Annotated in this window: 20 protein-coding genes, 1 tRNA gene and 1 pseudogene; 13 read left to right on the top strand and 9 right to left on the bottom strand. The window is 71.4% G+C overall.

Annotated features, from left to right (window positions below; translation table 11 throughout):
- The first annotated feature begins 8 nt into the window (after positions 1 to 8).
- The 4 genes from Acy02nite_RS34475 to Acy02nite_RS34460 all read left to right on the top strand — a co-directional run bounded on the left by Acy02nite_RS34475 (position 9) and on the right by Acy02nite_RS34460 (position 5,018).
- Positions 9 to 815: an SAM-dependent methyltransferase gene (locus Acy02nite_RS34475; RefSeq protein WP_203750706.1), complete on the top strand. Its 807-nt coding sequence runs from the start codon at positions 9 to 11 to the stop codon at positions 813 to 815.
- Positions 812 to 2,848 (top strand): putative bifunctional diguanylate cyclase/phosphodiesterase, encoded by a 2,037-nt coding sequence (locus Acy02nite_RS34470; protein WP_203750703.1) that lies wholly within the window; start codon positions 812 to 814, stop codon positions 2,846 to 2,848. Before Acy02nite_RS34475 ends, Acy02nite_RS34470 begins: the two co-directional genes overlap by 4 nt.
- A gap of 992 nt (positions 2,849 to 3,840) precedes the next feature.
- Positions 3,841 to 4,308, top strand: a complete 468-nt coding sequence (locus Acy02nite_RS34465) for an Asp23/Gls24 family envelope stress response protein (RefSeq protein ID WP_203750700.1) — start codon at positions 3,841 to 3,843, stop codon at positions 4,306 to 4,308.
- Positions 4,305 to 5,018 carry a nucleotidyltransferase family protein gene (locus Acy02nite_RS34460; protein ID WP_203750697.1) on the top strand — a complete coding sequence of 238 codons (714 nt, stop codon included), beginning with the start codon at positions 4,305 to 4,307 and terminating at the stop codon, positions 5,016 to 5,018. The genes Acy02nite_RS34465 and Acy02nite_RS34460 overlap by 4 nt, the downstream gene beginning before the upstream one ends.
- Here Acy02nite_RS34460 and Acy02nite_RS34455 read toward each other — a convergent pair.
- Together Acy02nite_RS34455 and Acy02nite_RS34450 are read right to left on the bottom strand one after the other, a co-directional pair.
- Positions 4,974 to 5,990: a LacI family DNA-binding transcriptional regulator gene (locus Acy02nite_RS34455; protein WP_203750694.1), complete on the bottom strand. Its 1,017-nt coding sequence runs from the start codon at positions 5,988 to 5,990 to the stop codon at positions 4,974 to 4,976. The two genes, Acy02nite_RS34460 and Acy02nite_RS34455, sit on opposite strands and share 45 nt — an antisense overlap.
- 60 nt (positions 5,991 to 6,050) lie before the next feature.
- Positions 6,051 to 6,455 (bottom strand): hypothetical protein, encoded by a 405-nt coding sequence (locus Acy02nite_RS34450; RefSeq protein ID WP_203750691.1) that lies wholly within the window; start codon positions 6,453 to 6,455, stop codon positions 6,051 to 6,053.
- A gap of 1,206 nt (positions 6,456 to 7,661) precedes the next feature.
- On the opposite strand from Acy02nite_RS34450, the gene Acy02nite_RS34445 reads away from it, so the two are divergent.
- Positions 7,662 to 8,003 (top strand): nucleotide pyrophosphohydrolase, encoded by a 342-nt coding sequence (locus Acy02nite_RS34445; RefSeq protein ID WP_203750688.1) that lies wholly within the window; start codon positions 7,662 to 7,664, stop codon positions 8,001 to 8,003.
- Here Acy02nite_RS34445 and selB read toward each other — a convergent pair.
- From selB to Acy02nite_RS34430, 3 genes are all read right to left on the bottom strand, one after another.
- Complete coding sequence (gene selB / locus Acy02nite_RS34440) at positions 8,000 to 9,736, bottom strand: selenocysteine-specific translation elongation factor (protein ID WP_203750685.1); 1,737 nt, start codon at positions 9,734 to 9,736, stop codon at positions 8,000 to 8,002. The two genes, Acy02nite_RS34445 and selB, sit on opposite strands and share 4 nt — an antisense overlap.
- Before the next feature lie 90 nt (positions 9,737 to 9,826).
- The gene (gene selA, locus Acy02nite_RS34435; protein WP_203750683.1) at positions 9,827 to 11,116 is read right to left on the bottom strand and encodes an L-seryl-tRNA(Sec) selenium transferase; all 1,290 of its coding nucleotides are present in this window, start codon (positions 11,114 to 11,116) and stop codon (positions 9,827 to 9,829) included.
- Positions 11,117 to 11,134: 18 nt separating this feature from the next.
- Positions 11,135 to 11,230, bottom strand: a tRNA-Sec gene (locus Acy02nite_RS34430).
- A gap of 60 nt (positions 11,231 to 11,290) precedes the next feature.
- Here Acy02nite_RS34430 and selD point away from each other — a divergent pair.
- The gene (gene selD / locus Acy02nite_RS34425; protein WP_239175460.1) at positions 11,291 to 12,286 is read left to right on the top strand and encodes a selenide, water dikinase SelD; all 996 of its coding nucleotides are present in this window, start codon (positions 11,291 to 11,293) and stop codon (positions 12,284 to 12,286) included.
- 60 nt (positions 12,287 to 12,346) lie between these two features.
- A complete protein-coding gene (locus tag Acy02nite_RS34420; protein WP_203750677.1) occupies positions 12,347 to 12,958 on the top strand; it encodes a CPBP family glutamic-type intramembrane protease in 612 nt (203 codons plus the stop codon).
- A 38-nt stretch (positions 12,959 to 12,996) separates the two neighbouring features.
- On the opposite strand, the gene Acy02nite_RS34415 is transcribed toward Acy02nite_RS34420, so the two are convergent.
- The 4 genes and pseudogenes from Acy02nite_RS34415 to fdh all read right to left on the bottom strand — a co-directional run.
- On the bottom strand, positions 12,997 to 15,021 hold the full coding sequence (locus Acy02nite_RS34415; protein ID WP_203750674.1) for a tetratricopeptide repeat protein: 2,025 nt from the start codon (positions 15,019 to 15,021) through the stop codon (positions 12,997 to 12,999).
- A 287-nt stretch (positions 15,022 to 15,308) separates the two neighbouring features.
- Positions 15,309 to 16,265: an NrfD/PsrC family molybdoenzyme membrane anchor subunit gene (nrfD, locus tag Acy02nite_RS34410; RefSeq protein WP_203750671.1), complete on the bottom strand. Its 957-nt coding sequence runs from the start codon at positions 16,263 to 16,265 to the stop codon at positions 15,309 to 15,311.
- An 80-nt stretch (positions 16,266 to 16,345) separates the two neighbouring features.
- Positions 16,346 to 17,278: a 4Fe-4S dicluster domain-containing protein gene (locus tag Acy02nite_RS34405; RefSeq protein ID WP_203750656.1), complete on the bottom strand. Its 933-nt coding sequence runs from the start codon at positions 17,276 to 17,278 to the stop codon at positions 16,346 to 16,348.
- A gap of 22 nt (positions 17,279 to 17,300) precedes the next feature.
- A pseudogene (gene fdh / locus Acy02nite_RS34400) lies at positions 17,301 to 20,480 on the bottom strand (formate dehydrogenase); the annotation flags it as partial.
- A gap of 1,161 nt (positions 20,481 to 21,641) precedes the next feature.
- Between fdh and Acy02nite_RS34390 the strand changes: the two are divergent.
- The 6 genes from Acy02nite_RS34390 to Acy02nite_RS34365 all read left to right on the top strand — a co-directional run bounded on the left by Acy02nite_RS34390 (position 21,642) and on the right by Acy02nite_RS34365 (position 26,126).
- Positions 21,642 to 23,366 (top strand): hypothetical protein, encoded by a 1,725-nt coding sequence (locus tag Acy02nite_RS34390; protein ID WP_203750635.1) that lies wholly within the window; start codon positions 21,642 to 21,644, stop codon positions 23,364 to 23,366.
- A gap of 109 nt (positions 23,367 to 23,475) precedes the next feature.
- Positions 23,476 to 23,868, top strand: coding sequence for a YbaB/EbfC family nucleoid-associated protein (locus Acy02nite_RS34385; RefSeq protein WP_203750632.1), 393 nt, complete (start codon positions 23,476 to 23,478; stop codon positions 23,866 to 23,868).
- A complete protein-coding gene (locus tag Acy02nite_RS34380) occupies positions 23,865 to 24,188 on the top strand; it encodes a type VII secretion target (RefSeq protein ID WP_203750629.1) in 324 nt (107 codons plus the stop codon). Before Acy02nite_RS34385 ends, Acy02nite_RS34380 begins: the two co-directional genes overlap by 4 nt.
- A complete protein-coding gene (locus Acy02nite_RS34375; RefSeq protein ID WP_203750627.1) occupies positions 24,185 to 24,877 on the top strand; it encodes a hypothetical protein in 693 nt (230 codons plus the stop codon). The genes Acy02nite_RS34380 and Acy02nite_RS34375 overlap by 4 nt, the downstream gene beginning before the upstream one ends.
- Positions 24,878 to 24,883: 6 nt before the next feature.
- The gene (locus Acy02nite_RS34370) at positions 24,884 to 25,429 is read left to right on the top strand and encodes a hypothetical protein (RefSeq protein WP_203750624.1); all 546 of its coding nucleotides are present in this window, start codon (positions 24,884 to 24,886) and stop codon (positions 25,427 to 25,429) included.
- On the top strand, positions 25,419 to 26,126 hold the full coding sequence (locus Acy02nite_RS34365) for a hypothetical protein (RefSeq protein WP_203750621.1): 708 nt from the start codon (positions 25,419 to 25,421) through the stop codon (positions 26,124 to 26,126). The genes Acy02nite_RS34370 and Acy02nite_RS34365 overlap by 11 nt, the downstream gene beginning before the upstream one ends.
- Positions 26,127 to 26,143: the final 17 nt, after the last annotated feature.

The following is a 26,143-nucleotide window of genomic DNA, read 5'->3' as shown; positions in this document are numbered from 1 at the left end:
GGATCACGGTGACGGAGTCGAACGACTGGGTGCCGGCGGGGATCGACGTGACCGTCCCGAGCTCCGCCCGGGTGTATGACTACTTCCTCGGCGGGGCGCACAACTTCGCTGTCGACCGGGCGCTCGCCGAGCAGATCGCGGCGATGACCCCGAACATCGGCGAGACGATGCGCTCCAACCGGGTCTTCCTGCGCCGCGCCGTGCGGTACCTGGCCGCGCAGGGCGTCCGCCAGTTCCTCGACATCGGCTCCGGCATCCCCACCGCCGGGAACGTGCACGAGATCGCGCTCGAGGCCGCGCCCGGCGCCCGGGTCGTCTACGTCGACATCGACCCGGTCGCCGTCGAGCACAGCCGCGCGATCCTGGCCGGCGTCGACGGGACCGGGGTGATCCTGGCCGACATGCGCGACGTGGACCGGGTGCTGGCCGAGGCCGAGAAGCTGGGCCTGGACCTGACCCAGCCGGTCGCCGTGCTGCTCGCCGGGGTGCTGCACTTCGTGCCGGACAGCGACGGCCCGCAGTCCCTGGTCGCGGCGCTCGGCGCGGCCGTGGCGCCGGGCAGCCACCTGCTGATCTCGCACGCCACCGCTGACGGTCAGCCGCCGGAGGTGATCGAGGCGCAGCGCCTGTCCGGGCGCACCGGCACCGAGATCGTGCTGCGCTCGGCGGCGGAGATCACCGCGTACTTCCGCGGCTTCGACCTGGTCGAGCCGGGTCTGGTCTTCATCCCGCAGTGGCGGCCGGACCCGAGCGACCCCGTCGACGAGCACCCCGAGCGAGTGGGGGCGTACGCCGGCATCGGCCGTAAACCGTGACCGATTTCGCCCGCCTCTGGTCGCAGCGGATCGCGTACGGGGGGTTCGTCCCGCTCGACGGCGCCGACCTCGAGGCGCTGCTGGAGCAGCTGGCCGGACGACTTCCGTACGCGGGCCGGGAGGTCGGCGCGGCCCTCGTCGCCGCGCACCTCACCGACCCGTCCGTGCTGGCCGAGACGATCACCCTGATCGGCAGCCACCTCGACGACCCCCTGCCGATCCAGGCCGCGGTCGCCGCCGGCTTCGCCCAAGCCCTGCGCGAGACCACGATGGCCGAGCAGGAGCAGCTCTCCCGGGCCGTGCTCGACGCGCACGCGGGTGTCGAGCGAGCACTGCGCGACAGCGAGTCCCGCCTGCGGGCGATCTTCGACAACGCCGCGGTCGCCATCGGCGTCAGCCGCATGGACGGCCGGATCGTGCGGGTGAACCAGGCCTTCGCCGACCTGCTCGGCTTCTCGCACGACGAGTTGTGCGCGATGACCGTCCCGCAGCTGAGCCACCCGAGCGACCCGCCCGGCATGTGGCGGCTCTACGAGGAGATGGTCCGCGGGGAACGCGACCACGTGCGGCTGGAGAAGGCGTACTTCCGCGCCGACGGCAGCGCCGTCTGGACCGACATGACGTCGTCGCTGATCCGCGACGAGCACGGCATCCCCGAGCTGACCATGGTGATGCTGCAGGACATCACCGACCGGCGCCGGCTCAAGGACAGCCTGCAGCATCAGGCGACCCACGACCCGCTGACCGGCCTGCCGAACCGGACGATGATCGCCGCGCACCTCGACACGATCTTCGAGCGGGCCGGGCGGGTCGGGCTCTGCTACCTGGACCTGGACGGCTTCAAACGGGTCAACGACACGCTCGGCCACCAGGTCGGCGACGCGCTGCTCGTCGCCGTCGCGGAACGGCTCACCGACTGTGCGGACGAGCCGTGCCGGATCGCGGGACGGATGAGCGGCGACGAGTTCGTGCTCGCCGTCCGCGACCCGTCCGGGCCCGAGGAGATGCGGGCGCTCGCCGAACGTGCTTTCACGGCACTGACCCGGCCGTACGAGATCGGCCGCCACCGCCTGCGCGTCTCGGCCAGCATCGGCGTGGTCGACAGCGACGTCGCCGGGACCACGCCCGCCGAGCTGATGAAAGCGGCGGACCTCACCCTCTACACCGCCAAGTCCGAGGGCCGCGCCCGCTACGTGATGTACGACGCGGACCGCAACGCCCGGCAGGCCGCCCGTTACGCCCTCGCCGCCGACATGCCCGACGCCCTGGACCGCGACGAGTTCACCGTCGTCTACCAGCCGCTGGTGTCCCTCGCCGACGAACGGTTACGCGGCGTCGAGGCGCTGGTCCGGTGGCGGCATCCCGCGCGGGGCCTGCTCTCGCCGGACTCGTTCATCCCGCTCGCCGAGGAGACCGGGGTGATCGTCGCGCTCGGCCGGCACGTGCTGCAGCGCGCGTGTGCGCAGGGCGCGGAGTGGGCCCGCCGGTTCCCCGACAATCCAGTCTTCGTCAGCGTGAACGTGACCGTCGCGCAGGCCCGCGAGCCCGCCTTCCCCGCCGAGGTCGCCAAGATCCTCGCGGACACCGGGCTCGACCCGCGCCTGCTCGTCCTCGAGCTGACCGAGAGCGCGATCATGGACGCCGACGGGGCGCCGCTCGCCGCCCTCGACGTGCTCGCCGCCAGCGGCATCCGGATCGCCATCGACGACTTCGGCACCGGCTACTCCAACCTCGCCTACCTGCGCCGGCTCCCGATCCACATCCTCAAACTGGCCGGCCCGTTCGTCGACGGCCTGCGCGACCCGGCGTCGGTGGCCACCGTCGACGAGCAGATCGTCGAGACGATCATCCAGCTCGCGCATGTGCTGGGCGTGACGGTCACCGCCGAGGCCGTCGAGACGCGACCGCAGGCCGATCGGCTGCGTCACCTGGGCTGCGACACCGGTCAGGGATACCTCTTCTCCCGGCCGCTGCCGGCCGCCGCGATGCCTCCGCTGTTGCACAACTCCGGCCCCGCCCTCACGGTCCGCTGACTTCTCTTCCCGTACGCCGTGGGCCCGGCCCCGTGTCGTCCCGCCCGCAAGCTCCGCGCCGGCCCAAGCCCGCAGCGCGTCTCGCCCTCCCGGCTGGTTCTCATGGGCGCAATTCGTGCCTCATTACGCCCATGAGAACCAGCCGGACCCCGCACTGCCCCGGCCCCAGGACCACGGCGCTACCCGAGCCCAGGACCACGGCACTGCCCAGGCGCCCGGGACCACCTGACGGCCGGACGTCGCGAGCACGGCGCTGCCCCGGACCCGGGACCACGGCGTTACCCCGGGCCTGGGACAACCTGACGGCCGGACGTCCGCGAGCACGGCGCTGTCCCGGGCCGGGCACCACGGCGTCACCCCGGGCCTGGGACCACGGCGCTGCCCGGGCTCGGGAGCACCTGGCGGCGGGCGTCCGCGAGCACGGCATCGGGTCAAGGCCGCGGCGCGGGTCGCGGTTGCCGGCTGGTTCTCATGGGCGTTATTCGTCCCGAATAACGCCCATGAGAACCAGCCGGGAGGGTGAGCGCGCTGCGGCCGGGACCACCGCATCGGTCGCGGGCTTCCACGGGCGGGGCTCTGCCCCCGGACTTCCACGGGCGGAGCTCTGCCGCGGACCTCCACAGGCGGGGCTCTGTCCCGGACTTCACGGCGGGCTCTGCCTCGGACCTCCACGGGCGGGCTCTGCCTCGGACTTTCACGGGCGGGCTCTGCCCGGACTTCGATGGGCGGGGGTCTGCCGCGGGCGGGAGTCGTGGGCGGGTTTGCTGCTTTGAGCGGGACCAGCCACGGAGATCGCCCTGGAGGGTTTCGCGTTCTGGGCGCGTCAGCGCCCTGCGAAGCCCGCAAGGGTCCCCGCGGGAGCGACGATCCGGACCACAGCGGACATGGGACATGAAGATCTTGAATGTGATCGTCCTGGGGTGCCACAAGATCTTGTCCGCGAACGATCTCTTGTAGGCTCGGCGCGAAAATCCACGGAGGGATCGGCCAAGATGAACGACGAGTCCGAGTTTCACGCGGACCGTACGCAGGAGCTACGCCTTCCCCTGGTGGCCCACGCGCAGCCGGTGCCGCCGCAGCACGGCGGGGCCGAGGTGATCGAGGCGGCCGCCTATCGCGGGGACACCGTTTTCGAGCGCGAGGTGGTGGAGAAACTTGCCGCCGCCGCGGCCCGGTCGGTGCCCGGGGTGGCCGAGCTGGGCGGGGACGTGGCACGGTTCTTCAACACGGTGCTGGACAAGGTCGGCCTGGACAAGGTCGGTGACGCGACGCGCGGCGTGTCGGCCAAGGTCGACGGCACCTATGTGGACCTCACCGTGGTCCTGTGCCTGCGGGCGGGCGAGGTGGTGTCCGAGGTCACCGGCGAGGTGCGGTCGCGGGTGATCGAGGCGGTCGAGAAGTACGGCGTGCACGTCAACACCTGCAAGGTCAAGGTCGACGACATCCTGATGCCGGAGTGATCCAGCACCGGTTGATCGACCGGGTCCGGGACCTGTGCCGGGCCGACGACCGGCTCACGGCGGCGCTGATGTACGGCTCGTTCGTCACCGGCGAGGCGGACGAGCACAGTGACATCGAGTTCTGGCTGTTCAGTGACGTCGAGGTCGACGCGGGTGAATGGTTGCGCCGGATCGGCCCGATCCGGCACGTGGCCGTCAACGAGTTCGGTGCGCACGTGGCGTTCTTCCCGGGCCTGATCCGGGGCGAGTTCCACTTCCATCAGGACGTCTCTGTCGTGTCGACGTGGCCGATGCGGGACGTGGAGATCATCGTCGATCGCACGGGTGCGCTGCGTGCCGCCGTCGGAAGGCCGGTGCCGGTGGAGGACCGGCCCGACCTAGGCGGCCGCTTCGCGAACTGGCTCGTCCTCACGCACCGTGTCACCCAGCGTGGCGAGTTGCTGCGCGCGATCGACGCCCTGGCGCACGTCCAGCGGCACTTGCTGTGGCTGGCCCGGCTCGCCGAGGGTCACACCGAGCACTGGCTCACCCCGTCCCGGGCTGCCGAGACAGACCTGCCGCAGCACGTCGTCGCCGCCCTGCACCGGGCCACGGCGACCGCCGACCCGGAGTCGGTGACCGCCGCGCTGGCAGCGGCGTGGAGGCTCGGGCGTGACTACGCCGGGTTACCCGAAGCGCTCGCCGCCGAGCTGGACGCCGCCCTGCTGTGACGTGCTCTCCCGCACGATCAGGCTCGTCGTCATCCGCACGTGGGGGTCGATCGACTCGCCGCGGGCCAGCGAGAGCAGTGTCCCGGCGGCCGTGCGGCCCATGTCGCGCAGCGGCTGCCGGATCGTGGTCAGCGGCGGCGACGCCCACCGCGCCCCGGGCAGATCGTCGAACCCGACGACGCTGAGCCGCGCCGGGATGGAGATTCCGAGCCGGCGGGCCGCCTCGTAGACACCGAGCGCCATGAAGTCGTTGGCCGCGAAGATCGCGGTCGGCGGCTCGGCGGCAGCCAGCAGCCGGCGTGCGGCGGTGAGCCCGGACTCGAAGGAGAACTCTCCGGGCTCGACGACACCCTCCCGGCCGAGCGCGGCCCGATAGCCGTCGAGACGCGCCTGGCTGCACCTGATCTCCGGGTGCCCGGCGATCATCGCGATCCGCCGGTGACCGAGATCCATCAGGTGGCGAGTGGCGTTGTACGCCCCGGCGAAGTTCGCCGCGCCGACCGTCGGCACCTCGCCGACGAGCCGGGACGCCGGGTCGAGCGCGACCACCGGGACGTTGAGGCTGCTCAGCGCGGCACGCATGGTGCCGGCCGAGCTGCCGCCTGCCAGGATCACCCCGTCGGTGCGGCCCAGCCGCAGCCGCCGGAGCAGTTGGCCGGTCGCGACCGGGCCGCCGGTGAGCGAGGAGACCACCATCGCGACGCCGGCCGCGCTCGCCACCGCCTCGATGCCCCGGATGTGCTCGGACTCCCACGCGCAGTCGATCTCCGGGAAGATCACGTCGATCAGCGCGATCTCACCGGACCGGGCCGGGTGCCGCGCGCGATATCCGTGCTCGCGCAGCAGGTCCTCGACCCGCTCCCGGGTCAGCGACGAGACGCCGTCACGCCCGTTGAGCACCCGGGACACGGTCGGCACGGAGACACCGGCGATGCGCGCGATGTGCTCCATCGTCACCCTTGACGAAGTCATGATTGAGGTTCGTCCATGCCAGGGCGACGCGTCAACCGGGAATCGCGGCCACCTCGATGGTCAGAACTGCGGGCAGAGCCGCGCCCGTACCACCTTGATGATCTTCGTAGCCGCGGCCTGTTGGGTGCTGAACCGCTGGCTGGCGACGGTCACCCACTCCTTCTCCGGGCGCGCCTTGAGGTCGCGGCACTGGTCCCGGCCGCGGTTGACCAGCACCTCCGGGTCCTGCGAGGAGACCAGCGCCGGATCGATGCTCTTCAGATCGGCGAGGTAGGCCTTGGTGGTCGTCGTGTCCGGCTTCGGCGGGAACCCGAGCTGCGCCTCCACGCTGGCCCGCAGGTCAGGCTGCGACTGCACCGCGGCGGAGTTCTGCGCGGCCGGGGCGATCGTCGACGGGGAACCGCTGGAACACCCGGTGAGGCAGACGGCGAACGCGGCGACGGCGATGACAAGCTTGCGAGACATGCCCGGCTCAACGAGGGCGGCCGGGGATCGGGAACGGACAAACGTAGATCAAGATCTTCATGTCCCCTCTCCGCTGTGGTCACTCTGGGCTGCTCCCGCGGGGACCCTTCCGGGGCTCGCAGGGCGCTGGCGCGCCCAGAACGCGAACCCCTCCAGGGCGACGTCCGTGGCGGGGCACGGTCACCCCACAAGATCAGAAGAAAGCCCGCACCGGCCTGCCGGAGGCAACAGCGGTTCCGGTCGGCACGCCGCGCCTTCCTCCATTCGGTGGCAGATGACGGCAGCTCAGCCATCGTCGCGGTTCGGTGCTCATTTCCGTTTCGATGCCGTCCGCAGGAGCTGGTTTTTGGCACGTTTCGGCGCTTACACCAGCGTTTCCGGGGCTGGGACAATGTAATGGTGGCGCAGATGTCGTTGTTCAGCCGAGCCGAACTCGCGGGAATGCGGGATCGAACCTTGGCGCGCAATTACTCGGCCGAGGCTGAGGAGTTTCGGCGCGACCATGAACGGCACCGCGCCTGGGGTTTACGGCAGCGCCATGCCCGGAAGCTGGTGCGGGCGGGATGGGGTGCTCCGGCGGCATGGGCGGCCGTCACCGCCGGGGATGATGATCAGCGGCGACAGGCGACGCCAGTGGTCCCCGCGCAGCCGCGGCCAGCGGATCCTGTCCCGAGCGCGCCGGTTCCGGTTGCTGTCCCAGCGGCAGAGCGAGCTCTCGATGAAGCATCACCGGTGCGGGTGGCCGGGGCGCCGTCACCTGCGATTCCGCCACTTGAGTCCGACCGTGGGCGAGCTGGGTTGTTCATTGTTCTAGTGGGCTGGTGTGTGGTGGTGGTCAAGGTGGCACTCGATAAGGTGGGATGCCGCCGGGTCCGCCGTGGTCACCGAGCGATGGCTGGGCTCAGGGCAACCACAATTGCTTTTTGTCACCGTGGCAGGAAGGTGCCCGACGGACGTGGTCCACCGAGATTTGTTTTCCTCTTTCAACGGGCGGATGAGTCTTCATCGATATGATGAGGGACGCCTTACAACGCTCGATTCCTGTTTCTCGATTGCCCCCACGAGGACGCCGGATCGGCAGCGGAACGCGGGAACACCCTCGCGCCCCAGGTTACGACATGGCCGAGGGGCGTCGGGGAGGCCGCGTCGTCTGCGGGTCCGGCGGATCGCCGGGTGGCGCTGTGCTGGACTGATGGCGTGTCGAGCATGGATGAGCTGACGGAACGGTTACGGGCATTCGCGCGCGAGCGGGACTGGGAGCAGTTCCACACGCCGAAGAACCTGGCGATGGCCCTGGCCGGTGAGGTCGGCGAGTTGCTGGCGGAGTTGCAGTGGCTGACGCCGGAGCAGTCGGCGACCGTGATGGCGGATCCGGAGCTCGGGCCGCGGGTGCGGGCGGAGATCGGCGACGTCACCGTCTACCTGGTGCGGCTCGCGGATGTGCTGGGCCTGGATCTGGTGGACGCGGCGCTCGACAAGCTGGACGAGGCCGGACGCCGCTACACGGTCGAGGCCGCCCGCGGCAACGCCACCAAGATCACCGATTAGACGGTACGGCGATCGTCCGCCAGCCGCCGCGTCACGCCCGTGCGGTCGAGCAGTTCCAGGAGCGGGACGGCCACGCGACGGCTGGTGCCGAGCGCCTGCCGCGCCTCGCTGAGCGTGAACGGTTGCGGAATCGCGGCGAGGACCTCCGCCGCCGCGGCCGGAGCGCCCGCCCGCAGCACCACGTTCGGGGCGAGCTGGACGAGGAGTCCGAGCCGGACGGCGGCGGCGAGCTGCCGGGCGCCCAGCCCGAGCTCGGCGAGCCGATACGTCTCGGGGGCCACGAACGGCGGGGAGTCCTCGAACGCCTTCTCGACAGCCTGGACCAGCTCGGCGGGCAGCGACCGCCCACCCGGCGCGACCCGCCCGCCCTGCACGGTCAGTGGTGACCGGACCAGCGCCGTCACGAGCTCCCGATCCGGCAGCCCGAGCCGATGCCGCAACTCCTCCACGGGGATGCCCGTCTCCAGCGGATTCTTCGCGGCATGGTCCTCGACGACACCGATCAACTGCGAACCCAGAGAAGCCCAGTACGCGGGATCGGCGAGCCACTCCCCCGCCACCGGCTCACCGAGCGGCACTCCCATCCGTTCCAGCTCGTCCCGGTGCGCCAGCCGCCGGCGCCGCAACTCCCCGGCGAGGTCCGCCACCCCGGACATCCCGTCCAGTTCGGCGGCTCGCGCGGCAGCGGCTCCCCGGCGCCGCAGCCCGGGCGGCGCCACGTCGAGGACGGTGACTCCACCGACGACGTGGTGACGGCCGGGATCGCGCAGCAACGCCCGGTCCCCGATCCGCAGGGGAAGCGCCCGCCCCAGCCGCAGCCGAGCCGTGTCCGGGCCCAGCGGCCGCACCCGCACCGGCACCGCGGCCGACCCCACGTGCAGGGTCAGCGTCGACGGCAGCCCGACCGTCGCGTCCCCGTGCACCCGCACGTCGATCAGCTCGGTCGGCCGGAACCGCCCCGGCGTCAGCAGCGCCTCGCCACGCCCCACGGTGTCCTTGTCCACGCCGCGCAGGTTGACCGCCACGCGGGCGACGCCGGGCACCACGGAAGCCGGCTGCCCGAGACTCTGCAGCCCGCGTACCCGGACCGGCCGATCGGATCCGGTCAGCTCCAGCTCGTCCCCGACCCGCAGGGTGCCGGCCCCGAGCGTCCCGGTCACCACCGTCCCGGCGCCCTTGATCGTGAACGCCCGGTCGATCCAGAGCCGCACCGCCGCGTCCCCGTCCGCATCCGGCAGCCGCTCGACCAGCCGATCCAGGGCCGACCGCAGCTTCGGCAGCCCGTCCCCGGTCACTCCGCTGACGGCCACGGCCTCGACCTCGCCGAGGGAGGTGGCCGCGATCTCGGCGAGCGCGGCCGTGGTGGCGGGCCCGGGGCCGGCCAGATCGGAACGGGTCACGACGAGCAGCCCGTGCCGCACCCCGAGCGCGTCGAGCGCGGCCAGATGCTCGGCGGACTGCGGCTTCCACCCCTCGTCGGCGGCGACCACGATCATGGCGGCCGGCACCGGGCCGACCCCGGCCAGCATGTTCGGCACGAACCGTTCGTGGCCCGGCACGTCCACGAACGCCACCGTCGCCCCGGACTCCAGCCCGGTCCAGGCGAACCCGAGGTCGATGGTCATGCCGCGGCGGCGTTCCTCCGCCCACCGGTCCGGTTCCATCCCGGTCAACGCCCTGACCAGCGTCGACTTCCCGTGGTCAACATGCCCGGCGGTCGCGATCACGTGCACGTCATCCCCCCGGACCGGCGATCGGACCGTGCACTCCAGCAGTCACGCGCACGTAAGCCTCCGCCCGCCGACCGCGCCGGACCACAGCTGTCACGTGCACGGCCGGTCCCCCGCCGCGACGATCGCCCCGAGGATCAGGTCGTCCGCGGACGGCGGGACGCAGCGCAGGTCGAGCAGCAGCCGCCCCCGTTCGACCCGGCCGACGATCGGCGGATCGGCGAGGCGCAGCACCACGGCGTACGCCGGAGGAATCGACAGTGACCAGGAGGGCAGCTCGAGTTCCGGCGCCCCGCCCCCGCCGACGACCGCGACCGACGCGACGACCTCGGCCATCGGCAGCCGCGAGGCCAGTCGCACTGTGCGTTCCCGCAGCTCGGCCGGGTCGTAGCGGAGTGCCCGCCAGGTCGGCGTGACCGGCCCGGCGAGGGTGGCCTGCAGCGCCGCGAGGGTCAGTTTGTCCACCCGCAACGCCCGTGCCAGGGGGTGCCGGCGCAGGCGCTCGACCAGGCCGGCGTCGCCGAGCAGCAGACCGGCCTGCGGGCCGCCGAGCAGCTTGTCGCCGCTGGCGATGACCAGGCCGGCGCCGGCCCGCAGGGTGCTCGCCGCGTCCGGCTCGTCGGGCAGCAGCGGGTCGGGCGCGAGCAGGCCGGAGCCGATGTCCGCGACGACCGGCACGCCGAGACCGGTCAGCGCGGGGATTCCGGCGGCGCTGGTGAAACCGCGGACCACGAAGTTCGACGGGTGCACCTTGAGGATGAACCCGGTCTGCGGGCCGACCGCCGCGGCATAGTCCTTTGCCGACGTACGGTTGGTCGTGCCGACCTCGCGCAGCCGCGCCCCGGTGGATTCCAGCAGGTCCGGCAGGCGGAATCCGTCGCCGATCTCCACCATCTCGCCGCGGCTGACGATGATCTCGCGCCCGGCCGCGAGCGCGGTGGCCGCGAGGACCAGCGCCGCCGCGCCGTTGTTGACCACGTGCACGCCGCCGGCCGCGGGGACCGCGCCCGCGAGGGTGGCGAGCGCCGTCCGGCCGCGACGGGCCCGCCTGCCGGTCTCCAGGTCCAGCTCGACGTCGGTGTTTCCGCTGGCCGCGATGATGGCGTCGACCGCGGCGGGCGAGAGCGCGGCCCGGCCGAGGTTGGTGTGCAGGACGACGCCGGTCGCGTTGAGCACCGGCCGCAACCCGCCCGCGGTCGCCGGCAGGGCGGCCACGGCCGCGTCGGCGACACCCTCCGGGTCCAGCTCACCGGCGCGTGCCCGCGCCTGGGCCGCGCGGATCGCGTCCTTGACCGGCCCGCGCCCGAGCCGCTCGGCGGCGGCCCGCAGACGCGTGTCGGACAGGACCGCGTCCGTCCGGGGAATCTCGCGCCGTCGATCCACTGACCTCTCCAGAAGTGCTGGCGGAGGCGGACGGGAATCGAACCCGCCTGACCCGGATCCCGGGTCACGTCGGTGTTGAAGACCGCGAGGAGCACCAGCCGCCTGAACGCCTCCACGATCACCGTATCGGATCGCCCGGATGGCGCTCGCCGCGACGTGTGCGAGAGTGCGATGGTGACGATCCGGTTGACGCAGTACGCGCACGGCGGTGGCTGTGCCTGCAAGATCCCGCCCGGTGAGCTGGAGTCGGTGGTCGCCGGCCTGATCGGTGGCGAGGCGCCGCGCGGCCCGGGTGAGCTGCTGGTCGGCCTGGACGACGGGGACGACGCGGCGGTGGTGCGGATCGCGGCGGGGACGGCGATCGTGGCGACGGCGGACTTCTTCACACCGGTGGTCGACGACCCGTACGACTGGGGGCGGATCGCGGCCGCCAACGCGCTCTCCGACGTCTACGCGATGGGCGGCGCCCCGGTCGTCGCGGTGAACCTGCTGGGCTGGCCGCGGGACGTGCTGCCGATGGAGCTGGCCGGCGAGGTGCTGCGCGGCGGGCTGGACGTCGCGCGCGCCGCGGGCTGTCACGTGGCCGGCGGGCACAGTGTCGACGATCCCGAGCCGAAGTACGGCATGGCGGTCACCGGCGTCGCCGACCCGGCCCGGCTGATGCGCAACGACGCCGGCAAGCCCGGGGTGCCGCTGACCCTGACGAAGCCGCTCGGCGTGGGCGTGCTCAACTCCCGGCACAAGCAGACCGGTGAGGTGTTCCCGCAGGCGATCGCCGCGATGACCGAGCTGAACCGGGCCGCGTCCGAGGCCGCGCTGGCCGCCGGCGTGGTGTGCGCGACCGACGTGACCGGTTTCGGGCTGCTCGGGCACCTGCACAAACTGGCCCGGGCCAGCGGCGTGACCGCCCGGGTCGACGCGGCGGCGGTGCCCTATCTGGACGGCGCACGCCAGGCCCTCGCGGACGGGTTCGTCAGCGGCGGCACCCGGCGCAACCTCGACTGGGTCCGCCCGCAGCTGGACGGCGGCGCGGCGACCGAGGACGAGTTGCTGCTGCTGGCCGACGCGCAGACCTCCGGCGGGCTGCTCGTCGCCGGCGAGGTGCCAGGGTTCCCGATCATCGGGGAGTTGCTTCCCGCGTACGAGGGGATCACCGTCCAGATCAGGTGACACCTGCGCGCCATCCGGGCGTCGCGTGCCCGTCGCCCGGCGCGTCTACCGTCCCCGACGGTGATCGTGGAGCATCTGCTCGTCTTCTACGGGCTGGTCGGGCTGTTCGTCGTGGCCCACGTCCCGGGCGGCCCGATCCCGGCGCTCGTGCTGGGCGGGGCCGTGGCGGTGACGTACCTCGTCCGTACGCGCGAATTCGACAACCGTGACCTGTGGCGGCCGCAAGCGTTGCGGCCCGCCCTGCCCGCGATGGTCGCCCGATGGGCGGTCTTCTCGGTTCTCGCCACCGCCGGCGTGGCCATTCTCGACCGCGGGCATCTGTTCGACATGCCGCGGGAGCAGACGCTGTTGTGGCTGCTGATCGTGGTCCTCTACCCGCTGGCGTCGGTGTATCCGCAGGAGGTCCTCTACCGGGCGTTCCTGCTGCACCGCTATCGGCGGCTCCTGCGCACGGAGCGGGCGGCGGCCGGGGCGAGCGCGATCGCGTTCGGGTTCGCGCATCTGCTGTTCGGCAACGTTCTGGCGGTGGTGCTGACGGTCGGCGGCGGGTGGCTCTTCGCGCGCCGGTATCAGCGGTCGCGGTCGCTGCTGACGGTGTCGGTCGAGCACGCGCTCTACGGCATCACGATCTTCACGGTCGGGCTCGGCCGGTTCTTCTATCACGGGGCATAGAGAAGGGCGGGGCCGCGAAGCCCCGCCCTTGCCCGGTGTTACTTGACGATCAGCTTCTGGAACTGCCCCCGGACATCGGCGGCGTTCACCGTGACCTCCATGTGGCGCGGCGGCCCGAAGTCCGTCCCGAGGGTCGACGTGTAGCGGACCGTCGACGGGCAGCTCGACCCGCCGAACTGCAGCGTCTGGTTGATGATCAGCCGGCCGCTGCGGATCTCGTAGCCCTTCACCGTCACCTTCACCTTGTGGAAGGTCACCGGGTAGCGACCCGTGCCAAGACTGCCCCGATAGTCACAGGTGCGGACCGCGGCGCCCTGCGAGTCCGAGCTGACGCACAGGATCAGGTTCGCCGCCTCGGGGTCGGTGGTCTTCCAGGCCCCGGGGAGCCGGTCCGACTGCGTGTCGTTCCCGAAGACCATCGCCTTGTTGGTGCCCTTGCCGTACGCCTTGGCGGCGCTGTACTTCGACGGGTTCTCGCAGTACGACGGGGAGGAGCCGGTCGTCCGCTCGCGCAGCGTGTCCAGCTCGATGGCGAGCTCCGCCTTCGCGATGCCCTCCTCGGCGCGGCCCTTGTTCGGGTCGTTCGGGTACGTGTTGATCAGCTGCTGGTAGGCGCCCTTCGCGGAGTCCCAGCTCTTGGCCGTCATGTAGCTGTCGGCGCAGCCGAGCATCGCGGCCGGCTCGTGCTGCGGCACCACGTCGGCGGAGCGGTCCAGCGAGTTGCCGGACTTCGCCCGGTCGCCGAGCCACCGCGTGATCTTGACGGTGTCACAGGCGTCGGAGACGGGCAGGCCGGCCAGGAACTGGTCGAGCACCTTGTCGGTCATCCGCTCGTGGCCGGGCTTGCCGGCCAGCACCGAGTTGAGCTGGGTGAAGCCGTTGTTCAGCTCGGTGGTGTCGGCGGAGCTCAGGCCGGCCTTCAGCTTCTCCTGCGCCTGGTTCAGCTCGTGACAGGCGGTGACCGTGTCATCGTCCTTGGCGGCCAGCGGCGCGTTCGCGATCCGCAGGCCGAGCCACACCTTGTCGAGTTTCTCCAGCGCGTGCGTGCAGTCACCGTTGGCCTTGGCGTCGGTGACCGCCTGGCCGATGCCGCCGGCCTGCACCCGCAGCAGGCCCAGGACCAGCAGGACCGCCACCGCGGCGGCCACCCCGACGATCCGCTGGCGCAGCTTGGCGGCCGGCTCGACCGGGCCCTTGGCCAGGAACCAGCCGTGCGCGATCATCGCGAGCCACCAGAGCACCGCGACGACCTCGATCAGGACCGTGTGCACCGAGGGGACGACGAAGAACAGCAGGATGAACGAGACCAGCAGGGTGAGCACGCCGAAGCCGGGCCGCCGCATCATGAAGTAGCCCAGGCTCAGGAACGAGGCGTTGCCGGCCGCCGCAGCGAGCCGATCGGTCTTCGCCGGCTCCTTCGGCGGGGGCGGGGCCATCGGCGGCGGCGCCTGCTGCCAGCCCTGCTGATCCCAGCCGGCGGGCGGCTGCTGCGGCCAGGGCTGACCCGGCTGCGGCTGACCGGGCCACGGCTGTTGCGGCTGGCCGGGAAGCTGCTGGCCGGGCCACGGCTGCTGAGGCTGAGGCTGACCGGGCCACGGCTGCTGGGGCTGACCCGGCTGGGGCTGACCGGGCCACGGCTGCGGCTGACCGGGCTGCTGACCGGGCCACGGCTGCTGGGGCGGCTGCGGCTGCTGCCACGGATCCTGCTGCTGCCCCAGGGGCTGCGGCCAGCCGGGCGTGGTGGCGAGCGGGTCGGAGCCGGGCTGCGGCAGGCCGGAGATCGGTGCGGTCGGGTCGCTCTGGTGCGGCGGCTGCGGCGCCGCGGAGATCGGCGTGGTCGGGTCAGGGTCCTGGGAGGACGGCCGAGGTGCCGGATCCGGCGCCTGGTCCGGCGTCCCGGAGACCGGCTCCGCGGGCTCCGGCTGCTGCGCCGGCGCGTCGGAGACCGGCGTGGTCGGCTCGTCCTGCGGACGGCGCTGCTGCGGGACCTGCGGGTGCGGCGGCTGCCAGGCCTGGTCGGGTGACGGCTGTTCCGGTGGTTGCCAAGGCGGCGGCTGAGTCATGTGGATCCCCCGAGCAGAAAAGCGGTTCAACGAGATCGGTAGGAATGGATTTCACATTCGGTACGACATCAGCGTCGTCACAATGATCGATGGCTTTCAGCCGGACGAATCCCGCGCGGTCAAGTCCATTACCTCCCCGGTGGCCGATCAGGATCCATCGACCAGGGTTGCAGCCTACCGGACGCCCGCCAGCCAGTTTCATACCGGCCATCACGGTCCGAAACCGTCCGAATACGACTCGGCCAAAGGCAACAACCGGGCAGAAAACCCCCACGGAACGACGATTCCTACCGACCGGGAGAATCCTCCGGCTCGGCGTTTCTCGCGGCCAGGCGCTCCCGTTGCGGGACGACCGTGTACCTGGGATCCTCCGCCGAGGCGACGCCCCCCTCGAAGATCCCGAACCGGGTCGCCAGCGACGCGGTCAGCAGCGACAACCCGGAGAGCGCCGACACCACCCGGCTGCGACGGCCCAGGATCGCCCCGGCCACCCCGGCGGCGGTCAGCGCCCGCCCGGCACGCAGCAGTTTCCCGGGACGCCCCTGCGCGTAGGGCTCGCTCAACAGGCCCTTGCCGGTTTCGACACGGTGGGCGCCGTAGAGCTCCATGGCCGCGCCGAACACCGCCATCCTGCGGGCCGGGCCGGCCTGCTCCGGCGGCGCGGCGATCAGCCCGACGCCGGCGCCGCTGGCCAGCGCGCTGCCGGCGAAGACGAACGGCAACTCCGGGTACGCCGCGTGCCAGCTCGGCGTCGCGGTGTCGGCGAGCAGCACCGCGGTGTAGGTGGCCAGCGCCGGCGCCACGGCGGCGGCGCCGTACTGCCCGGCGGTGCCCAGCGGCGGCAGCAGTTTCCGGGCGAGCCCGGTGACCCCGCGATCGGGCAGCAGCGGCGCGGCCTCGGCGACCGCGGCGACGCCGGCCGCCGCCCCGAACGCGCTCAGGATCCAGGTGCCCATCGACATCGGCGAGGTCGGTTTCGCCACCCGGAGCATGTGGTGGAAGCGCTCCGGGCGGCCCAGGTCGTTGATCAGGAAGTACGTGCTGGCCACGAGCGCGCCGAGGGCCGTCGTGCGGCCGGCGCGGCGCAGCGCGGGGCGCCCGGTGGCGTCGCCGCCCGCCGCGAGCAGCGCGGAGCCTGCGGCGAGCCCGCCGGTGAACAGGTACGCGGCGATGTCGTGCTTCCAGACGGCCGGACGCACGATCGGGTGCCCGTAGTAGGAGCGGAAGTCGGCGGGCGGCACCATCGACCGGTCCCGGTTCCCGCGCCGGCCACCTCCACGGCCGCCACCGGAGTCTCCGCGACGCTCTTTCGGGGACGGGGTGGTCACGAACGGCCTCCCAGGAAGGACACGACCACGGCTGCGGCCATCGCGAGCCCGGCCATTCCGGCGCGTCTCCACATGGCCGGCAGGTCGCGCGTGGTGACGATCGGGTCCGGCGGCAGACCGTACACCTCGGGCTCGTCGAGCAGCAGGAAGAACGCGCCGTCGCCGCCGACGCCATCCTCCGGGTCGTGCCCGTAGAGCCGGGCCTCGGTCACTCCCTGCTCGTGCAGTTTCTCCACCCGATGCTGCGCCCGCCCGCGCAGCTCGTCCAGCTCACCGTACTGAATGGACTGGGTCGGGCAGGCTTTCGCGCACGCCGGCATCAGGCCGTCGCCGATCCGGTCGTAACACATCGTGCACTTCCACGCCCGGCCGTCGTCCTTGCGCTGGTCGATGACGCCGTAGGGGCAGGCCGGAATGCAGTAGCCGCACCCGTTGCAGATGTCCTCCTGCACCACGACGGTGCCGAACTCGGTGCGGAACAGCGCGCCGGTCGGGCACACGTCCAGGCAGCCGGCGTGCGTGCAGTGCTTGCACACGTTGGACATCATCAGCCAGCGGAAATCGGTGCGCGGAGCATCCGGGGTCCGCCCCGGCAGGTCCTTCCCGGGCATGCCGAGGAACTGCGGCTCGCTTCCGGTCGCGGCCGCCGCGAAGACATCGATCACTTCCGGTACGGGTTTCTCCGGCTGCTCGATGAACGCCACGTGCCGCCACGAGTTCGCGCTGAGCCCGCCCGTGTTGTCGTACGAGTGCCCGAGCAGGTCGAACCCGTCATCCGGGACCGCGTTCCACTCCTTGCAGGCCACCTCGCACGCCTTGCAGCCGATGCAGACGCTGGTGTCGGTGAAGAACCCCATCCGGGGCGGCGCGTCCACATAGCCCGCGTCGGTGGCCGGGTCGATCGGGCCAAAGAAGCTGTTCTCGTCCACCTCAGTGCTCCTCCGTGTCCGAGCCGGCCCGCTCACGATACGTCCGGACCAGATCGAGCAGCGCGGGGCCGACCGGGCGGCGGCCGGGCTGGATGTCGCAGGTGCCGACCTTGCTCTCCTGGATCAGCACGTTCGGGTCCAGCGTGATGCCGAGCAGGTCGTTCGCCGAGTCGCCGGTGACCAGGCCGTTGCTCCCCCAGTGGTACGGCATCCAGATCTGGTGGATGACCCGCCCCTCCACGCGCAGCGGCGTGAGCCGGTCGGTGACCAGCACGCGCGCCTCGATCGCGGCCCGGGACGTGATGATGTGCGCCCAGCCCAGGTGCTCCAGGCCGCGCTCGGCGGCCAGCGCCGGCGACACCTCGACGAACATCTCCGGTTGCAGCTCCGACAGGTACGCCAACTGCCGGCTCATGCCGCCCGCCGTGTGATGTTCGGTCAAGCGGCTGGTGCTGAAGACGTACGGGAAGATCTCGGCATTGGTGTTGGCCGGGTTGTCCGCACGCTCGTAGGTCTTGCGCGTCGGGTTGGCCTGCTGGGTGTAGAGCGGATTGGCGACGACGGACTCAACCGGTTCGTAATGCGTCGGCATCGGGCCGTCGATCAGGCCGCTCGGCGCGTAGAGCCAGCCCTTCCCGTCGCCCTGCATGATGAACGCGTCGTCGCCGGCGATCGCCTCGACACCGCTCGCGCCCTCCGGCGGACGGTAGTCGGGCGCCTTGTTCTTCTCGAAGTCGGGCACGTCGTAACCGGTCCACTCACCGGCCTCGGCGTCCCACCACACATACTTCTTCCGCTCCGACCAGGGGCGGCCCTCGGGGTCGGCGGAGGCGCGGTTGTAGAGCGTGCGACGGTCGGACGGCCACGCCCAGCCCCACTCGCGCGCCACCCAGTCCTGCTCCGAGCCGGGCTTGCGGCGGGCGGCCTGGTTCACCCCGTCCTTGAACACGCCCGAGTAGATCCAGCAGCCGCACGCGGTGGAGCCGTCGGCCTTGAGCGCGGTGAAGTTCGGCAGCGGCTCGCCGGTGGCCACGTCGTAGCCGTTGATCTCGCGCAGCACCTCCTCGCCGTCGTCCCCCGAGTAATCCCACTTCAGCTTCAGCAGGGCCTGGTCGCGCTCCAGCGTCGAGCCGGCCAGCCTCTCCCGCATCAACTGGCCGAGCCGGGTGAAGAACCACAGCTCGGAGCGGCAGTCACCCGGCGGGTCGAGGGCCTTCTCGCGCCACTGCAGCATCCGCTGCGTCTGCGTGAACGTGCCCTCCTTCTCGGCGTGCGAGGCGGCCGGCATGAAGAAGACCTCGGTCTTGCACTGCTCCGGGACGATCTCACCGGTGGCGACCTCGGGACCGTCCTTCCAGAACGTCGCCGACTCGATCATGAACAGGTCGCGGACGACGAGCCAGTCCAGGTTCGCCATGCCCAGCCGCTGGGCGCGACCGTGCGCGGAACCGACGGCGGGGTTCTGCCCCAGCAGGAAGTAACCCTTGATCTTCCCGTCGATCATGCTCAGGACCTGCTGGTACGTGCCGTGGTCGCCGGTCAGGCGCGGCAGGAAGTCATACCCCCAGTTGTTCTCGGCGGTCGCCGCGTCCCCCCAGTACGCCTTGAGCAGGCTGACGGCGTAGGACTCGGCGTCGGCCCAGAAACCCTTCTGCTCGGGGTGGCGGATCGCGTCGACCCATTGCCGGAACGTCTCGTGCTGCGTGTGGTGCGGCATCGGCAGATAGCCCGGCAGCAGGTTGAACAGTGTCGGGATGTCGGTCGAGCCCTGGATGCTGGCGTGCCCGCGCAGCGCCATCACGCCACCGCCGGGCCGGCCCATGTTGCCCAGCAGCAGCTGGATGATCGCGCCGGTGCGGATGTACTGCACCCCGACGCTGTGCTGGGTCCAGCCGACCGAGTAGACCAGCGCGGTGGTGCGCTCACGGCCGGAGTTGCTCGTCCACGCCTCGCAGACCTCGAGGAACTTGTCCCGGGGCACGCCGCAGAGGCTCTCGACCAGCTCCGGCGTGTACCGCGCGTAGTGCCGCTTGAGGATCTGGTAGACGCAGCGCGGATGCTGCAGCGTCGGGTCCCGCGGCACACCGGCGGGGATCGGCGGGCCGTGCGACTCCTGTTCCAGGCCGGAGGCGGTCTCCCGGTCGATGTGCGACTCGTCGTGATCCTGGACCGAGTCGTCCCGCTCCTGGCCCTCGTAGGCCCAGCTGCCCTGGTGGTACGCCTTCGTCTCCGGGTCGAAGCCGGAGAACAGGCCGTCGAGGTCCTCGGTGTCCTGGAAGTCCTCACTGACGATCATGGACGCATTGGTGTACGCGACCACGTACTCCCGGAAGTCCTTCTCGTTGCCGAGGATGTAGTTGATCACCCCGCCCAGGAACGCGATGTCCGCCCCGGCCCGCATCGGCACATAGGTGTGCGCCAGCGCGCTGGTCCGGGTGAACCGCGGGTCGATGTGAATGACCTTCGCGCCACGGTTCTTCGCGTCCACCACGTACTGGAAGCCCACGGGGTGGGCCTCCGCCATGTTGGACCCCTGGATGATGATGCAGTCGGCGTTAGCCAGATCCTGGAGGAATCCGGTGGCCCCGCCACGGCCGAAGCTGGTTCCCAGACCGGGAACGGTGGCGGAGTGTCAAATACGCGCCTGGTTCTCGATCTGGATCGCGCCGGCCGCCGTGAACAACTTCTTGATCAGATAGTTCTCTTCGTTGTCGAGCGTGGCGCCGCCCAGGCTGGAGATGCCCAGCGTCCGATTCAGCGGACGGCCCTCGTCGTCGACGTCCTCCCAGGTCTCCTCGCGGGCCTTCAGCACCCGATCCGCGATCATGTCCATCGCGGTGTCGAGGTCGAGCTCCTCCCAATCGGTCCCATAGGGCCGTCGGTAGAGCACCTTCTTCTGCCGGCGGTCGCTGGTGACCAGGCTCTTGGAGGCCGAGCCCTTCGGACACAGCCGGCCCTTGGAGATCGGGCTGTCCGGGTCGCCCTCGATCTGGGTGACCTCGCCGTCCTTCACATAGATCCGCTGGCCGCAGCCGACCGCGCAATAGGGGCAGACGGACCGGGCCATCGAGTCGGCATCCTCGGTCCGCGCGGAGAGGCTCTTCGAGCGTGCACTCTGGGCCGCGGCGCCACGACCCAGCGGGTCGGTGCCGGTGAGCTGCCGGTAGACCGGCCACCCCTCGATCCAGGTGCGAACGCCCATACGGAGGACCTTAACCCGGACGCCGATCAACCGCACGGGTTGCGCTTTGTGCCAGAAATCTCGCCGTGTCGGCGTTTATGGACTTCGGTCACTAGGATCGTCCCGTCCGGTTACGGATGGGAGTTGCCGGTGGGTTCGGAGCGCGACGAGGGCGAGCGGGAGCAGTACCCGGGGCCGTGGGACACGCCGCCGCGGCGGGGTGCGCCCGCTGATCCGGATCCGCCTGCGCGGACGCATTCGCCGCCGCCACGGGTCGACCCGCCGAAGCGGCGGTCGCAGGCCGCGGAGCCCTCGGAGACCTCGGAGACGCCGGAGACGCCTGCTGGGCGGCACTCGGCCGCATCTCCGCCGGGCGCCCCGGCCGCATCTCCGCCGTCCACGACTCCGGTTACCGCTACGCCGGCCGCCATCCCCGTTGGTTCTTCGCCGGCCGCCACCCCGGTTGCTCAGCCGGGCGCCACCCCGGTTGCCAGGGCCGGCTCGTCGACGCTCAGCAATCCGTGGGCCGGAGGGGCGCCGCCGAAGAAGGTCCCGGCCTCACCCGCGGAGACTTCGGCGCCGCCTCCACAGCGGCGTCCTCCCACCGCGCCACCACCGCCGAAACGGCCACCGGCAGCGCCACCACCGCAGACCCGGCCCCCGGCGCCGCCGCCTCCGGAAATGGAAGCGCCGTTCCTGGTGACGCCACCACCGCAGACCCCGCCCTCGGCGCCACCGCCTCCGAAAGTGGAAGCGCCGTTCCTGGTGACGCCACCACCGGAAGCGCCGACGCGGGTGCCACAGCAGCGGACGCGGCGGGACGTCGAGCCGCCGTGGAGCGGGCCGCCACGGATCCCGACGCCGACACAGCCCCCGCCGCAGGCTCCGGACCCGATCGCGCCGCCACCCCGGGCGCCGTCCGCGCCTTTCGAGAAGTCAGCACCTTTCGAGCCCTCAGCGCATTCCCAGAAGTCAGCGCCTTTCGAGCGGTCAGCGCCCTTCGAGCCGTCCGCGCCTTTCGAGCCGTCCGCGCCTTTCTGGCCGTCAGCGTCGTCCTCGCCTTCCGTCACCGAGATCCCGCGGCAACGGACGGCTCCCCCGCCGGCTGCTCCGCAGGTTGCCCCGGCACCCGACGTACCCACGCAGGAAAGCGCCACCGAAGCGGAGCCGGATTCGCGCCGCATGCATTTCCTGCTGATCGGCCTCGCGTTGTTCCTGGCTCTCGTCGCCGCCGGCGGCCTGGTCTATCTGCGCACGCGCGACGATTCCGGGCCGAAGCCGTCGTCGATCGCGGCGCAGGCCGCGACGGCATTGCTCGGCCAGAATGCCACAGCGGTCAAGGTGACCTACTTCGACCAGAACCGATGGGACGTGACCGGTGAGCTGACGGTCGCGAAGGGCGGCGACACCACCGGCACGCTCACCGATGCCGGCAGCGGCGGAAAAGCCGATTACCTCGCCTCCGGCAAGAATGCCGTGGTCCGCGGGGATCAGGCTTGGTGGGCACGTCGCGACCCGGCCCGCATCGGCGTTCTTCAGGACAATTGGGTACGGCCTGACGGGTACGCATTCCCGATGAACAGCGCCGACCTCGCCCCGGAATCGGTGGCCGGACTGATCGACTGGGTGCGCGACGGCGGAACGGCGATGACCGGCGTGACCTCGGTGGCCGGCGAGCCGGTGGTCGGGATGCGGCGCGACGAGTGGACGATGCTGTTCACCAGCGAGAAGCCGTACCGGCTGGTGTGGTTCGGCGGGCGCCTGCAGGACGGTGCGCCGATCGGTTCCCTGGCCGAGACGGCCGCGCCGACCCCGCCGTACCTCAGTGTTCTGATGAATCCACCGCCGGACGACGCCGAGAAGGTCGAACTGCCCGCGGACGCCGTGACGGAACAGACGGCGGCCGCGAAACTGCCGTCCTTCGACGTGACCGTCAACGCGACGACGTGCCGGACCGTGAACTGTTCCTGGACAGTGACGGTGAAGAATGTCGGCGCCGCGCCCGGCGACGCCACGGTGATCGCCTCGGTCGCGCCCGGAATGACGACCACCGAGGTGAAGGCCGTCGGAAAACTGCAGCCCGGCGACTCCGTGACGACACCGGCGATGACATTCCCGAATCCGGCGCCCACCAACAAGGACGTGACCGCTGACTACCGCGCGCAGGTCTACGCCCCCGAACTGCACGGCGCGAATCTGGATCTGATGCGGCAACTGCAGGAGAAAGGCTTGATGCCGGGGCGCTCACCGATCCTGAGCAAGCTCGACCCCAGTCAGATACCGGCCATGCTGTTCACGCTCGACGCGATGGCCGGCGCCGCACGATTCGACCCGGACAAGGCGATCGACGCAACGGTGAACGCGGTCACCACCGGCGTTCTCCCCGAGGTCGGCGAACTGGTCCGCTCCCGGCGCGTGGAGAACCCGTCGGCCCTCTACACGAAACTGCAGAATCCGATCTTCGAGTACGACACGGGAGTCACCGGCACCCCGGTCACCGAGAAGACCGGGAGTCGCCGGCAACTGCAGATCGCGGCCGACGTCCTGCACGCCGACCCGGACGCGACAGTGACGTTCGACAGCAACGGCATCGATCTGCTGGTCCGCGGCAAGGACCCGCGACCGACCGCGATCCAGACGAGGTCGATCACCAGCGATTCGGTCGCCGCGAATGTCCGCAGCGCGGTGAAGGACCTCGAGAAGAACGCCCCGTCCGGCAGCAGACGGGTGATCGAGCTGTACGTGGACGCGCCGGCCGGATACCCCCAGGCCGCCGGCCGCGACTACTTCGACGCCCAGTTCGCGGGCCTCGCCAAGTCCGTCTGCCCGGACGGCGCCGACGAGATCGTCGTGGTCAACCAGGCCGGCCCCCAACGCTGGAACCACGACCAGATCACCGGCTGTTAGGTAGTTATCCACAGGCGGCGCATTGCCCGTCGCGGACGTGCGCGCGTTCGCCTACCGTGAAGTCCGGCCGGCCAGCCAGACCCTCTCGAACCATTCCCGAGGAGTTTGTATGGCCTCAGAACCACTTCTCGAGCCCGGTATGGCGCTGGAACGCATCGCTGCCTGGCAGGAGGACCTCGGCAGGCTCGCCACCCGGACACGGGCCATGAGCGATCGGCTCGGCGCGCTGCGGATCACCGCGAGTGATCCGCAGCGGCTGGTCGAGCTGACCATCGACACGCAGGGAGCGCTGACCGACATCCGGTTCGGGCCGGGCGCGACCCGGCACGGGGCCGACACCCTGGCCCGTGCCGTGCTGGCGACGCTGGGTGACGCCCGCCGTCAGGCCGCGGACCGGACCAGGCGCATCATCCTGGAGAGCATCGGGCCGGACTCGGCCGCCGCCCGGGAGATGCTGTCCCGGACGGCGGAGCGGCTCGGCGAGACCGGGGTTCCGCGATGACCGGCCCTGACGGCGGGGTCCTGGCCGATCCTGCCCAGATCCGCCGCCACGCCGGTGCCCTGCGGGCCTTCCAGGATCGCCTCGCGGCCGTGCGGGTCGCGGGCGCCGCCGTCACACAGGACACCGGCGCGTTCGGCATGCTGTGCGGCTGGCTCCCGGCGATCCTGGCCGCCCGGCACCGCCGCCAGGACGAGCTGACCGCGTATGTCGCCGAGAATCTCGACTTGCTCGCCGCGGACCTGCAGGCCACCGCCGCGGACTACGAGTCGGCGGATTCCCGGTCGGCCACCACCATCCGCGACGCCGGCGGTCCGGCATGACGTCACTGGTCGCCGCCCCGGCCGAGCCCGGCTCCGCTCTCGGCGCCACCATGATCGGGGACCTGGCCGGCCTGGTCACGACCATCCGCGGCGGCGACTGGGTGGACGGTCTCCTGACCGGCGCGACCGCCGGGGCCGGCGTGGCCGCGGCCGCGATCGACCCGTTCGGAACCCTGCTGGCCAACGGCCTCGGCTGGGCCGTCGAATACTTCGAGCCCCTGCGTCATCTGCTCGACGAGCTGACCGGCGCGCCGGAGAAGGTCGCCGCCGACGCCGCCACCTGGCAGAACATCGCGACGTCCCTGGACGACACGGCGTCCGGCCTGCACCGCGCGACCGGTGGCGACCTGCCCGACTGGCACGGCACCGCCGCCGCGGCGTACTCCACGATGATGTCGCACAACGTGACAGCCCTGGGAATCCTCAGCGGCACCGCCGCGGCGCTGTCCGCCGCCACCCAGGCCGCCGGCAACCTGGTGCGCTTCACCCGCGACGTGGTCCGCGACCTGATCGCCGACCTGGTCGCCCGCGTGATCGTCTGGACCCTGGAAGCCATGGCCGTCATCACCGTCCCGGTGATCGCCACCCAGATCGTCGCCGCGGTGGTGAAGTGGGCCGCTCGCATCACCACGTACACCACAGCCCTCACCACCAGCCTCACCAACCTCGCCCGCCTGGTCGGCGGGTAACCGCCGATGCCTCGCTCGAAGCCCTCCGGCGACGGCTCCTCGTACGGTCGCCCCCGGGGCTCGCCCGGCGCCTCGAGCGTCAAGGCCGGGCAGGATGCCGCCTCCACCAGCGTTCAGGGCGGGCGATCGCAGCGATCCCGGGCATCGCCCGGCCGCTCGCGCCCATCGCCGGCCGACCGGCGCCCCGCTGAACCGGCCACTCCCGAGGGGCGGGCTGCCAGGGCCTTCGTCGATCAGCTCGCCGGCAATCCGCGCACCGTGAAGGGCAAGTCCGCGCGGGAGCTCGCGGACCTGTTCACCGCCGCGGGCTACACCTCGTACCCCGAGCAGACCCGCAAGGCGGGCACGTCCGGCAAGGCCGTCCAGGTGCGGGTCTTCGGCCATCCGCTGATCACGAACATCGAGGTGCATCCGGGCGGCGGGCGGCACACACCGGAAGGGTCGCCGTACTGGAGAATCTCCCTCAACGTGAACGGCAGGATCTGGGTCGTCCCGGGTGACTTCCGCGGCGCTGAAAGGCTGGCCGGCCAGGTGGTGCGTCATGACGAATAAGATCATCAAGGTGGATCGCGTGCGGTCCGCCTCCGAGGCCGTCGCCCTCGAGGACCTGGGCGCCACCATGATCGCCGTCGACCTGGCCGAGAACGAGCGCTTCGCCGACCACCGGACACTGACCGTCGAGCAGGCCGCCGGGATCACCGGCGCGCTCAGGACAGCCACGGTGGTGGCCGCCATGGACCTCACCGGCGGCAAGCCGAGCCGCCTGGTCGAGGCCGCCAAGCGCGTCGGCGCCACCCACGTTCAGCCGTTGATCAATGCCGTGCCGCCGCCCCCGGTGCGATCGGCGCTGCGCGACGCGCGGCTCGGCATCGTCTACGCCGGCATCGAGATCTCCCACGACGACGACCCGGGCTGGATCTTCAGCGGGCACGACGAGTATCCGGATCTCGGCGCGGCCCTGTTCCAGGTCGACGTCCTCGCGGAATACCGGGACGCCTGGCAATTCCTCCGCGACGAGTCCCCCGAATACCCGGAGGAGTTCCAGATCGGCGACCTCAACGCGCTGGCCGGTGACCGTTTGATCCTCGTCACCCTCGACTTCACGCCGGTCAACATCCGTGAGATCGTCACGAAACTGCCCGGAACCGCTGGAATATCCCTCGTTCTGGGCGAGCAGGCCTCCCGGAGCGACCTGCACTTCCACTCGTACCGTGACGCCCTCGGCGCCCTGGCGGCTCTGCGTGACTGACGATCGGCTACCGGAAT

It is taken from the genome of Actinoplanes cyaneus, from assembly GCF_016862095.1.
GTDB classification, from domain to species: domain Bacteria; phylum Actinomycetota; class Actinomycetes; order Mycobacteriales; family Micromonosporaceae; genus Actinoplanes; species Actinoplanes cyaneus.
Note: the sequence above shows the minus strand (reverse complement) of the source record. Positions and strands in the feature narration are given on the sequence as shown.